Source organism: uncultured Maricaulis sp., assembly GCF_905480005.1.
Taxonomy (GTDB): Bacteria; Pseudomonadota; Alphaproteobacteria; order Caulobacterales; family Maricaulaceae; genus Maricaulis.
In genome coordinates this window covers 1-8,472 of sequence record NZ_CAJQOO010000149.1, presented here as the reverse complement: position 1 = coordinate 8,472, position 8,472 = coordinate 1, and the positions used below count along the sequence as shown (strand labels likewise).

Genomic DNA, 8,472 nt, shown 5'->3' with positions numbered 1-8,472 from the left:
CAGGAGCCGGTGGCGCCGAGCATTTCCAGGTCGAATTCGGTGCGCTGTTGCAGGCGCTGGGCTTCCAGCAACTGGCCTTCCTTCTCCATCCAGGCGAGGCGTTCCTTGAGCTCGGCCTTGATCTTGACCACGGCCTGGTTGAGCGTCGGGCGCGGCGTGACATAGTGGGAATTGGCGTAGAATTTGACCGATTTCAGCTCGGTCATGGTCTTGCCGGTGAGCGGGTCGAATTCGGTGATCTGCTCGACCTCGTCGCCGAAAAACCCGATCCGCCAGGCGCGGTCGTCGTAGTGGGCCGGGAAGACTTCCAGATTATCGCCGCGAATGCGGAAGGTGCCGCGGATGAAGGCGGCGTCATTGCGGGTGTATTGCAGGTCGACGAGCTGGCGCATGACGGCGCGCGGATCGGCGATGTCGCCGGGCTTCAGCTCGAAGGTCATCGCCGTATAGGTCTCGACCGAGCCGATGCCGTAAATGCACGAGACCGAGGCGACGATGATCACGTCATCGCGTTCGAGGATGGAGCGCGTCGCGGCGTGGCGCATCCTGTCGATCGCCTCATTGATCGACGATTCTTTCTCGATGTAGGTGTCGGTGCGCGGCACATAGGCTTCGGGCATGTAGTAGTCGTAATAGGAGACGAAATACTCGACCGCATTGTTCGGGAAGAAGCTCTTGAACTCGCCATAGAGCTGGGCGGCGAGGGTCTTGTTCGGGGCCAGGATCAGGGCCGGGCGCTGCACCGCCTCGATGATCTTGGCCATGGTGAAGGTCTTGCCGGTGCCGGTCGCGCCGAGCAGGACCTGGTCGCGCTCCTCGCCCTTGAGACCCTCGACCAGTTCGGCAATCGCCTGCGGCTGGTCACCCTTGGGGGAGTATTCCGAGACGCACTGGAAGCGCTGCCCGCCCTCGGACTTTTCCGGCCGGTCGGGGCGATGCGGCGTCCATTGATCCGCCGTCGACACGCTGGTCAGCGTGTCGAGCACGAAGTCTTCCGGGGCGGTGAGGGTGTCGTCGAGGGTCAGCTTGGCCATGGAGGGAATATGTGACGCCGGGCGGGCGAGGGCCAGAGCCTCACTGTCACCGCCTTGCCACCGTGCTGTCAGGAGCGCGCATAGCGTATGAGCCGATATTAGGGCTGTGCTCAGTGGCGCAGGGTTAATGTGCGGGCAGGAGATCAAGGATGCCTGCCGCCGACCTGCCAGTGCCAAACCGTCTCAGCGTGCTGCTGGTCGATGACAGCCGCCCGGTTCGCGCCGTTGTGCGGACCCTGTTGACGGGGCTGGGTTTCGGTGCGGTCTACGAGGCGGCGGACAGCGATGAGGCGCTGGTTCTCGCCCGCACCTGTGGTCCCGATTTCGCGCTGATCGACTATGATCTCGGGATGAGTTCCGGGCTCGACCTGGCCCGCCGCTTCCGCGATCCGGTGCAGTCCCTGCGCCCGGACCTGCCGCTCATCCTGCTCGCGGCTGACGGCTTCGCCCATCTTGTCCGTGGCGCCGCTTCGGCCGGCATCTCCGCAGTCCTGCCAAAACCGGTCAATCCGGCGCGCCTGCGAGAGGCCCTGCTGGGAATCTCTCACGCCGAAAGCATTGCCCAACCGGCCTCTCGTGCTAGATTCTGACCTCTAACGGAGGTGATTCATGCCGAACGAGCCACTGGCCGGATTGCGCATTCTGGTGGTCGAAGACACCGCGTCCATCCGCACCCTGGTCATCAAGCTGCTGGAGCGGCTCGGCTGTGCGGATGTGTTCGAGGCGGCCGACAGCGAGACGGCCTGGCACCATCTCAGGCGCCAGACGCTGGACGCGGTCCTGCTCGACTATGAGCTGCATCCGATGATGGCGTGTCGATCGCCTGGCAAGTGCGCGGTGACGAGACACTGGCGAACAAGGATGTGGCGATCATCCTGCTGACCTCGCATGACGAGGTCAGCATTGTCGACGCGGCCCGCAAGGCCGATATCGATGCCTATCTGGTCAAGCCTGTCATGCCGGACCGGCTCGGCAAGCGAATCCTGGACGCCGTCAATCACCGCAAGGGCATCAACAGCAAGCCACCGCGAAGCTCGGAAATGTCCTGGACGGACTGATCAGTCAGCAGGCGGGACGTCCGCGATACCGGGCCATTGTTCGGGGAAGATGAGACCCTCCGTGTCAAAGCCGCGCGCTCGCAGATCGGTGAGGCGGGCGTCCACGAAGTCTGCGCCCGGCTGCGGATTGCGGGCCAGGATCCACAGATAGCGGCCCTCGGCCTCGGAAATCACCGCCCAGCTGTAATCCTCGGCCAGGTCGATGATCCAGTAATCGCCGAAGAAGGGGCCGAAAAAGCTGACTTCGAGGCGGGCATTGCTGTCCGGATCCGCAATGCGGGCGCGGCCCTCCGCCGTATTGCCCGCGCCATCCAGCCCGTCCTTCCAGCATCGATTGAGGACGGCGATCATGCCGTCCTCGCGGCGCGCATACTCCGCGATCACGCCGTCACAGCCGCGCTCGAAGCCGTGATCGGCGCGCGCGATCTCGAACCAGCGCCCGAGATAGCGGTCCAGATCAACCGAGGCGACGGTCTGCGGTGGCGTGTCGCCGGCCAGGCGATCCCGCGGCGGTGAGCTGCAGGCAGCCAGTGGCAGCAGGAGCAGGGCAAGTGGCAGGGCGAGGGCGTGACGTAACGGGCGTGGCATCGTCATATCTCCGGTCTGAAACCGAGAGATAGCGGCAAGCCGACGCGAGTCCAGCCGCAAGGCCCCGATTTGCCCGGAACTGGACATTACCCTGAATGGCATTTATCATATTAACAAGTTCAGGTGGGGTCCTGCATGGCAGAAAGTGGTACCGACACGGAGACGATCGGGCTTTCCCGCGATGACCCGGCGGCGATTGGAGCGCGGCTCGAACGGGCAGACCCGACCGGTCTTTCAGCGCATGTCCTGCTGCGCGAATTGCTCGCCGAAATCCGCGCCATGGAGCGCTTCGCCCGGTCGCGCGGGATCGCGCTTCCGGACTCTGTCCAGGCCAATCTGCCCGTCCTGTTCGAGCGCCTCGGCGCCGTGCCGGGCGATGAGCCGTTGATATTTACCGACGATGTCGAGCCGCCCGAGGAAGGCCTGCGTGAGACCGTGACGCTGACATGAATACGGATACGGAAACGCTTCGCCTGGCGATGAGAATTCACCAGGATCTGTCCGCGGCGATCGCGCCGGCCACGCCGGGAACCATCAGGGCCAGTGAGCTGCGCCATAACCGGGTCCTGCTGTCCATTGGTGCGATCGGGCTGGCCGCGCTTCTTCTCCTGGTCGTCATGAATGCCATCCCCGCTTTCTGGGGGTCCGGAGGAGAGAGCGCGCCGCCGGCCGGTGACGGGCTTTCAGGCGAGCAGATAAGCCAGAAGCTGACGCGACTTTGTGGCGCCGTGCTGGGAGCAACGCTCTTCGCCTTCTGGACGGCCCGGAATTATCTCCGCGATGGCACATTCCGTCCGCAATACTATCAGCTCTACCTGTTGCGTTTCGTGCTCGGGATTTTCACCGGCTTCATTCTGGGTGAGATCGCGGGCGGCAATTCCGGCCTGAACGGCATCGCGGACGAGTACGGCCCGCTGGCGATCGCGGTTGTGGGCGGTTTCTCGGCCGAGGCGGTCGTCCAGATCCTGCAGCGAATTGCCGACATCCTCGTTGCGGCTGTGCGCGGGAATGAGCGGGAGCAGGCTCAATCGGACGCCCAGGCGGAAACGCGCCGTCGACTGAACGAGGCCTCGGCTCGGATGCAGGACGCCCTCGCCGAAAGCGATCCGGATGTGCGCGCCGCAGCCTTGCGTGAGGTGGCCGCGCAATTACGCGAACGCTGACGGCCTGGTCTGGCCGTCAACCCGGTCCCGGGCAGTCACGCCCTGAGCGGCGCAGGGCGTCGTTCAGGCGTCGTCAAAGACCTCGGCTTCGATGACGGCGTCCAGGCCCAGTTCGAGATAGTCGCCGAGCATGGGCGCGCCGAGCAGATAGGCCTCGGTCGGGCCGCTGCGACGGCTACGGGCTTCCTGGAGCGCCCGGCGAAAGTCGCGACCCTCGAAATCGCCGCGTCCTATCCAGTAGAGCGCGACCAGGTCGGCCTGGGCTTCCTCGTCAAGTGAACCCAGCCAGTCTTCGATTTCCCTGCGGATCGGATCGATATCGCCGGTCAGCAGGTTCTCGACCGCATCGGTCTCGCCGCTGTCCGGGTCTTTCTCGTAATCGTCGATCTGTTCCTTGCTGTCATAGGCGCGCGCCCGGTCGATCAGGGAGCGCACCATTTTTTCTGCGATGTTCATGACCTTGCCTTTCCAAGCTTGCCAAACTGAACGCAACGCAACGCGGGCAGACTAGCACAGGACGGGGCTCTTGTGGCGGGCAATCCGTTCCGACGGCGGGTTCCGGGTGCCGGCTCGGGCGCACCAGCCCGGTCAAGACTTGGTTAAGGCCGCCGGTGCACACTCTGGGCGATTATTGATTCCCTTTTCGCCATTGCGAGAGTCCATGTCCGGCAGTTTCGACCGCATCCGTGTCCTGATCGTTGAGGACAACGCGCACATGTCGACCATCCTGCGAACCATCCTGCAGGGGTTTGGCGTGCGCACGATCGTGGAAGTGCGCGACGCCGCGGACGCCTTCGAAACAATGCGCGACGTCAATCCGGACTTTGCCCTGGTCGACTACATGCTGGGCGATCTGAACGGGCTGGAATTCACCCGTCTCGTGCGCACCGCGTCGGACAGTGCGAACAAATATCTGCCCATCGTCATGGTCACCGGTCACACGGACCGATCCAAGGTGATCGAGGCGATCAATGCCGGGGTCAACGAGTATCTCGCCAAGCCCGTGCGCCCGGTCGACCTCTTCCACCGGATCTCTGCCCTGATCGAGAGGCCGCGTCGCTTCATCAAGGCGCCGACCTATTTCGGCCCCGACCGCCGCCGCCGCCAGGACCCGCGCTATGCGGGGCCGTGGCGCCGCGAGGGCGATGACGAGAATTCGTCTGGCGGTTGATGCGCGAGCGGGGGCCGGTCGCTATTCGCGGTTCGCATCCATAGCGGTGATCTGGCATGTTGGACTATTCGTCATCGTATTGAACGACGTGACCTGAAGGCTGACAGTCTGAAGGCTTGTGTCGTCGACCGTGCATGTGACCTGCCCATCGATCGTCCACTCGAAATTGACCGAGAATGAAGCGCCCGATGAGACCGAGAGGATCAACGCGCCACCCAGCGGGTCGAAATTATTCTGTGTGCCGGCGACGTAAATCGCAGAGTCGCCGGGATTGATGACAGAGCCAGGCGTCGGGACCGACTGCCATTCGCCACTCGTCAGTTCGGGATAGTCCAGGACGATCGAAGTCCCCATGTCGATCGTGACCACGATCGAGAGGCTCCGCGCAAAACTGTCCTGCACGGTCTTGATCAGGGCAGGTTTGGGTGCCGGGTCGTCGGCAGCCAGGCTGTTGAATTGTCCGGCTGGCGCCCACAACAGGGCTGCGCCGAGTGCAATCTGGATCAACATGGATGGCTCCCTCCGGTTGGCATTCTTCAGGCTTGCATGCCTGGCGCTAAGGTTTCCTGAACCCGAGCGGGATCCGTCGGTACACCCTGCTTTCAGACGCCTTTAAACGCCTCCCGGGCGATCTCAACCCGGCGATAGACCGAAAAGACAATCACGGCCTCGATCGCGCCGACGGCCTTGCGCTTTCGGATGATGGTCGAGAACTCGGCATTATTGACCAGCAGGTCGGGGCCCAGCCTGGTCAATTCCTCGCGCAGGATCAGGGCGGTATCGCAGCTGAGCGGGGCCCCGCAACCGGAGCGGCAGGCGATCGCATCGGCCTGGCTCAACAAGCCCTGCATACGCTGCGCGGCAGCCCTATCCCCGATCAGGGCCCGCCCATAGGCGTCAAAGCGGATATCATCGAGATGATAGAGAATTCCCCACTCGCTCTGCATGCAGTTCTCCGTGCAACACGCATTGAGTGTACTTGTTTTGTTCCACAGCTTCAAGCTGCGTGTCGCGACCCTGTCAGAGCGCGGCGAGGGTGTCGCTGATCTCGGTCTCGGTCGTGCACCAGCTCGTCACGAAGCGCGCCGATCCGTCCGGCCATTGGTAGAATTGGGCACCGGCCTCGCGGAGCTGCGCGGCGCGCGGCTCTGACAGCCGGACGAAGATCTCATTGCCATCGACCGGATGCAGGACGTCCGCGCCCTCCTTGCCCGCAAAGCCACCGGCCAGGGCCCGGGCGCGCGCATTCGCCGTACGGGCAAGGTCGAGCCAGAGATCATCCTTCAGCCAGGCCTCGAACTGGGCCGCCATGAAGCGCATTTTCGGCGCCATGTGGCCGGCCCGCTTCTGGCGGGCCTGGAGTTCCTCAAACCGGTCCATCACCGAGGGAAAGAGGATGACGGCCTCGGCACCCAGGGCGCCGTTTTTGGTGGCACCGAAACAGAGCGCGTCGACGCCGGCCTTCCAGGTCAGCTCGGCCGGGCTGCAGCCAAGCGAGACAAGGGCATTGGCGAAGCGCGCGCCATCCATGTGCACAAAGGCAGGGCGTTCCTTCACCCGGCGGGCGCGCGCGTCCACTTCGGACGGTGTATAGGCCGTGCCGCTCTCGCTCAGATTTGACAGGGAGAGCACCCGAACCGGGCTGGTATGGACAAAGCCCTCGGGGATTTCGGCGAGCGCCTGGTCAAGCGCGTCCAGGCTGATCCGGGCGTGATCGCCCATGAGCGGGATCAGCTTTCCGCCACCTGTGAAGAATTCCGGCGCGCCGCGCTCATCGCGATGAATATGCGCCTCGTCATGACAGAGAATGGCGCCATGAGCCGGGCACAAGACCGACAAGGCCAACGCATTCGATGCGGTGCCCGACACGGCGAAGAGGACTTTCAGATCAGTCTCGAAGATCTCTTTCAGTCGTGCCTCGACCCGGGCCGAAATCGGGTCGGCTCCGTAGGACGGTGCGAAATCATGATTGGCCGCGGTGATTGCGTCGATCAGGGCCGGATGGGCTGGGGCGGTGGTGTCGGACAGGAAGTTCATGATCGCAATGAAGTGATGCCTGCCTGCCCCGTCAATGGCAAACAGCTGAGCACTAGCCTCATTCGGGAAGAGTATCGCGCATCTGGTCAGATGAAGATGTCGCGAGGCCGCCCTGGCTGCTGAGGACGCCCTGACGGACAATTGCGTCCGGGTTAGGAGTTCGAACACCAAAAAGACTACGAATCTCCGCGGCATCCAGATCGTCTGCGCCGGCAAAGGCAGCTTGGCCGCGGGCAATGTTCTCTTCACTCGCGAATTGCAGCATTGGCAGGCCCTCGCTGCCATCGGACAGCGGGCAGGCCAGTGCAACCCGGTTGGCGTTGGATGTTGACTGGCAGAAGACCGACCGCACCGCGTATTCCGTACTGCCGCTACCGTTCGGGAAGGGAATGGCCTGACGGTCGTCATTGAATGGATTGACGTCGCTGAGGATGTTCGGGGCCTGCACGGCCGATGCCGCGCTATCGGCAGGGGCCAGGTCGTCTGACGGGTCGACCACGGCATCCCTATCCAATGGCGGCTCGGGTGAAGGGGCCGGCTCGGGTTCGGCAACAGGCTCAGGCTCTGGCTCAGGCTCTGGCTCTGGCTCTGGCGCAGGCTCCGGTTCAGACTCAGGCTCTAATGGAGTCTCGGGTTCCGGTTCAGGATCTGGCATCGTTACGAACACGACATCGACGACGGTCGGTTCAGCCTCGACCGCTTCCGGACGAGGCGCGAAAAGAAGACCGACGATGATCAGGAGGTTTGCGGCTAGCGCGAGCGCGCCGGCGGTGAGACGGCGGCGCAAGGCTTCTGAAAGGGGCGTCAAAAACACCACGCCCGGTCCATCCTTTCACTCGGCCCCCGCCGTCACCTGACCTGCTTAGACCAGTGCCGCGGCCGATGCCAGCGCCTTCGCGTGTTCAGGGCGTTCAGAGTGACAGCACCGGCTCGGCCCAGACCACATAGCGGTCCGGACCCGGCACCAGGTCGCCGAATGGCCAGCAGGTGACCAATGCCAGTCGAGCCGGTCCGACCGAGGGTTCGATTCCGGACCGGGCGGCGTCGACGATTTCGGTACGGGTCACACGAAATCGCAGTGGATGGCCGCTGGCCTGTTCCACGATCACCATGTCGCCGGGCGCCAGATGTTCCAGGAAGGCGAAATGGGTATCGCGGTGGGCGGCGATCACGCTGACGCCGGCCTCGCCGGGGCGGGCAGATGCATCCAACAGGGCTGGCCCGAAGGCCAACGCCTCGCCGCCACCATCGGACAGCACGATAGCGTGCTCACCCAGGGTCGGGACGGAGAGCCGCGCCACGGGCCGAAAATCGGCCCAGGGCCATGGTGTGGACGCGGACTCCCCGTCGATTGCGCGGGTCCAGGACTGTGCGAGGAGGACCTGCGCAATATCGGCCTTCACCCCCAGCCAGGCGCCCTG

The 8,472-nt window shown here is 64.0% G+C and carries 14 protein-coding genes; 6 read left to right on the top strand and 8 right to left on the bottom strand.

Translation table 11 applies throughout. The annotated features are described in order from the left end of the window. Positions 1–1,034, bottom strand: a 1,034-nt coding sequence (locus QZ266_RS13040) for a DEAD/DEAH box helicase family protein (protein ID WP_295695853.1), incomplete at its 3' end; no start/stop codon positions are given. 149 nt (positions 1,035–1,183) lie between these two features. Here QZ266_RS13040 and QZ266_RS13035 point away from each other — a divergent pair. The 3 genes from QZ266_RS13035 to QZ266_RS13025 are packed head-to-tail and all read left to right on the top strand — an operon-like array spanning position 1,184 to position 2,092. Then, on the top strand, positions 1,184–1,624 hold the full coding sequence (locus tag QZ266_RS13035) for a response regulator (protein WP_295695851.1): 441 nt from the start codon (positions 1,184–1,186) through the stop codon (positions 1,622–1,624). Between the two features lie 19 nt (positions 1,625–1,643). Then, complete coding sequence (locus QZ266_RS13030; protein WP_295695849.1) at positions 1,644–1,916, top strand: response regulator; 273 nt, start codon at positions 1,644–1,646, stop codon at positions 1,914–1,916. After that, positions 1,898–2,092 (top strand): hypothetical protein, encoded by a 195-nt coding sequence (locus QZ266_RS13025; RefSeq protein WP_295695847.1) that lies wholly within the window; start codon positions 1,898–1,900, stop codon positions 2,090–2,092. Before QZ266_RS13030 ends, QZ266_RS13025 begins: the two co-directional genes overlap by 19 nt. Here the strand turns inward: QZ266_RS13025 and QZ266_RS13020 are convergent, their stop codons facing one another. After that, complete coding sequence (locus tag QZ266_RS13020; protein ID WP_295695845.1) at positions 2,093–2,686, bottom strand: lipocalin family protein; 594 nt, start codon at positions 2,684–2,686, stop codon at positions 2,093–2,095. A 129-nt stretch (positions 2,687–2,815) separates the two neighbouring features. On the opposite strand from QZ266_RS13020, the gene QZ266_RS13015 reads away from it, so the two are divergent. After that, a complete protein-coding gene (locus tag QZ266_RS13015) occupies positions 2,816–3,130 on the top strand; it encodes a hypothetical protein (protein ID WP_295695844.1) in 315 nt (104 codons plus the stop codon). Then, positions 3,127–3,843 carry a hypothetical protein gene (locus QZ266_RS13010; protein ID WP_295695842.1) on the top strand — a complete coding sequence of 239 codons (717 nt, stop codon included), beginning with the start codon at positions 3,127–3,129 and terminating at the stop codon, positions 3,841–3,843. Before QZ266_RS13015 ends, QZ266_RS13010 begins: the two co-directional genes overlap by 4 nt. A gap of 63 nt (positions 3,844–3,906) precedes the next feature. Here QZ266_RS13010 and QZ266_RS13005 read toward each other — a convergent pair whose 3' ends face one another. Next, the gene (locus QZ266_RS13005) at positions 3,907–4,299 is read right to left on the bottom strand and encodes a DUF3775 domain-containing protein (protein WP_295695840.1); all 393 of its coding nucleotides are present in this window, start codon (positions 4,297–4,299) and stop codon (positions 3,907–3,909) included. 205 nt (positions 4,300–4,504) lie between these two features. Here QZ266_RS13005 and QZ266_RS13000 point away from each other — a divergent pair, with 205 nt between their 5' ends. After that, positions 4,505–5,014 (top strand): response regulator, encoded by a 510-nt coding sequence (locus QZ266_RS13000; protein ID WP_295695838.1) that lies wholly within the window; start codon positions 4,505–4,507, stop codon positions 5,012–5,014. 21 nt (positions 5,015–5,035) lie between these two features. On the opposite strand, the gene QZ266_RS12995 is transcribed toward QZ266_RS13000, so the two are convergent. The 5 genes from QZ266_RS12995 to QZ266_RS12975 form a co-directional block, all read right to left on the bottom strand. Continuing rightward, entirely contained in the window at positions 5,036–5,524 is a 489-nt protein-coding gene (locus tag QZ266_RS12995) for a hypothetical protein (protein WP_295695836.1), read from the bottom strand. Positions 5,525–5,616: 92 nt separating this feature from the next. Then, positions 5,617–5,961, bottom strand: a complete 345-nt coding sequence (locus QZ266_RS12990; RefSeq protein WP_295695834.1) for a hypothetical protein — start codon at positions 5,959–5,961, stop codon at positions 5,617–5,619. A gap of 73 nt (positions 5,962–6,034) precedes the next feature. Then, positions 6,035–7,051, bottom strand: a complete 1,017-nt coding sequence (locus QZ266_RS12985) for a low specificity L-threonine aldolase (RefSeq protein WP_295695833.1) — start codon at positions 7,049–7,051, stop codon at positions 6,035–6,037. Between the two features lie 58 nt (positions 7,052–7,109). Beyond that, entirely contained in the window at positions 7,110–7,868 is a 759-nt protein-coding gene (locus QZ266_RS12980; protein WP_295695831.1) for a hypothetical protein, read from the bottom strand. 94 nt (positions 7,869–7,962) lie between these two features. After that, positions 7,963–8,472 (bottom strand): class GN sortase (locus tag QZ266_RS12975; RefSeq protein ID WP_295695829.1); only part of this gene is annotated, 510 nt, incomplete at its 5' end.

Bases quoted from the DNA above. Each gene is read 5' to 3' on its own strand.
- QZ266_RS13000 (WP_295695838.1), top strand. From the start codon at position 4,505: ATGTCCGGCAGTTTCGACCGCATCCGTGTCCTGATCGTTGAGGACAAC.
- QZ266_RS13005 (WP_295695840.1), bottom strand. From the start codon at position 4,299: ATGAACATCGCAGAAAAAATGGTGCGCTCCCTGATCGACCGGGCGCGC.
- QZ266_RS13010 (WP_295695842.1), top strand. From the start codon at position 3,127: ATGAATACGGATACGGAAACGCTTCGCCTGGCGATGAGAATTCACCAG.
- QZ266_RS12990 (WP_295695834.1), bottom strand. From the start codon at position 5,961: ATGCAGAGCGAGTGGGGAATTCTCTATCATCTCGATGATATCCGCTTT.
- QZ266_RS13020 (WP_295695845.1), bottom strand. From the start codon at position 2,686: ATGACGATGCCACGCCCGTTACGTCACGCCCTCGCCCTGCCACTTGCC.
- QZ266_RS13030 (WP_295695849.1), top strand. From the start codon at position 1,644: ATGCCGAACGAGCCACTGGCCGGATTGCGCATTCTGGTGGTCGAAGAC.
- QZ266_RS13015 (WP_295695844.1), top strand. From the start codon at position 2,816: ATGGCAGAAAGTGGTACCGACACGGAGACGATCGGGCTTTCCCGCGAT.
- QZ266_RS12995 (WP_295695836.1), bottom strand. From the start codon at position 5,524: ATGTTGATCCAGATTGCACTCGGCGCAGCCCTGTTGTGGGCGCCAGCC.
- QZ266_RS13035 (WP_295695851.1), top strand. From the start codon at position 1,184: ATGCCTGCCGCCGACCTGCCAGTGCCAAACCGTCTCAGCGTGCTGCTG.
- QZ266_RS12985 (WP_295695833.1), bottom strand. From the start codon at position 7,051: ATGAACTTCCTGTCCGACACCACCGCCCCAGCCCATCCGGCCCTGATC.